The following is a 1,914-nucleotide window of genomic DNA, read 5'->3' on the forward strand; positions in this document are numbered from 1 at the left end:
GCCCCATGCAGCTCGCCTCGGCACCGTTCCAGTTCGTCGAGGGCCATATCCAGGCCACCGGCACGCTGATCAACCTGCCGGCCGTGGTCATCATCGCCGCGCTGTCAGGCCTGTGCTACGTCGGCATCACGCAGTCCGCCTTCGTCAACTCGATCATCGTGACGATCAAGGTCACGGTCATCCTGCTGTTCCTCGCCTTTGCCATCCAGGTGATCAACCCGGCTAACTGGCATCCGTTCATCCCGGCGTCCGAAGGTCCGGGCGCGTTCGGCTGGGGCGGCATCTTCCGCGCCGCGACCATCGTGTTCTTCTCGTATGTCGGCTTCGACGCGGTGTCGACCGCCGCCGGTGAAGCGAAGAACCCGCAGCGCGACATGCCCATCGGCATCCTCGGCTCGCTGGCCGTCTGCACCGTGCTGTACATCGCCGTGGCACTTGTCCTCACCGGTATCGCGCCGTTCCGCATGCTCAACACGCCGGAGCCGGTCGCCACCGCGCTGGGCCTGTACCCGCAGCTGTCGTGGCTGAAGGCGCTGGTCATCCTCGGCGCGATCACCGGCCTGTCCTCGGTCATCCTCGTGATGCTCATGGGCCTGCCGCGCATCTTCTTCTCGATGGCGAAGGACGGCCTGCTCCCGAACACCATGGCCAAGGTGCATCCGAAGTTCCGCACGCCTTACATCGGTACGATCATCGTCGGCGTCGCCGCGGCTGCCATGGCCGGCCTGTTCCCGGTCAGCGTGCTCGGTGAGCTGGTCTCGATGGGTACCCTGCTCGCGTTCGCCACCGTCTGCCTCGGCGTGCTGATCCTGCGCTACACCCGTCCGGACCTGAAGCGCAGCTTCCGCGTGCCGTTCGTCTGGCCGATCACCATCATCGGCGCGGTCTCCTGCGTCTACCTGTTCTGGCAGGCCTTCGAAGAGCACTGGCGCCTGATGCTCGGCTGGATCGTCATCGGCCAGCTGATCTATTTCCTGTACGGCTACGGGCACAGCAAGCTGCGCAAGTCGCTCGGCTGATAGAAACGAACCGGGAAAGGCCGGCGGTCACCCGCCGGCCTTTCCTTTTGCGACTATTCTCTCCATGACACTTCTTCCCGGGCCGTCCATGCTCAAGCAGTTACTTGCCAAGAAAGCTCCCCAGGCCGAACCCGACGACGCGCACGGCCCCGCCCTGCGCCGCACACTTGGCCCCTGGGGGCTCACCGCGCTCGGTATCGGGGCGGTCATCGGTGGCGGCATCTTCGTCATCACCGGCGTCGCGGCCGCTGACCACGCCGGCCCTGCGATCATCCTGTCGTTCATCCTAGCCGCGATCTGCAGCCTGTTCACGGCACTGTGCTACGCCGAATTCGCCTCGATGATTCCCATCTCGGGCAGCGCTTATTCTTACGCCTACGCCACCCTCGGCGAAGGCGCCGCCTGGTTCATCGGCTGGAACTTGGTTCTCGAGTACGGTGTCTCCGCCTCGGCGGTCGCCGTCAGCTGGACCGGCTACTTCGTCAGCCTGCTGGACCATGTCGGTATCCACATCCCTCCCGCGCTGACGAATGCGCCGCTCGACTACGTCGACGGACACCTCGTCTCCACCGGCGCCCTTTTCAACATGCCCGCGGTTGGCATCACACTGGCGCTGACCTGGCTCTGCTACGTCGGCATCAAGGAATCCACCGGCATCAACATGGCCATGGTGGCGCTTAAGGTGGCGCTGATCCTTATCGTGATCATCGTCGGCGCCCAGCACATCGACACGGCCAACTGGCATCCGTTCATTCCCGAGAACCAGGGTGGCTTCAAGTACGGCTGGTCCGGCGTGCTGCGCGGCGCCGCGCTGGTGTTCTTCGCTTACATCGGATTCGAAGCGACATCGACGGCGGCGCAGGAATCGAAGAACCCACAACGCGACATGCCTATC

General features: G+C 64.5%; 2 protein-coding genes. Both read left to right on the plus strand.

Translation table 11 applies throughout. The features are described 5' to 3' along the window. Positions 1-1,019: amino acid permease (locus tag AC1DT2_RS22160; RefSeq protein ID WP_477298770.1), on the plus strand; the 1,019-nt coding region annotated here is incomplete at its 5' end. Positions 1,020-1,107: 88 nt separating this feature from the next. Next, the coding region (locus tag AC1DT2_RS22165; RefSeq protein ID WP_477298771.1) for an amino acid permease at positions 1,108-1,914 on the plus strand (807 nt) is incomplete at its 3' end.

It is taken from the genome of Luteibacter sp. P4_E6 (genome assembly GCF_056401535.1).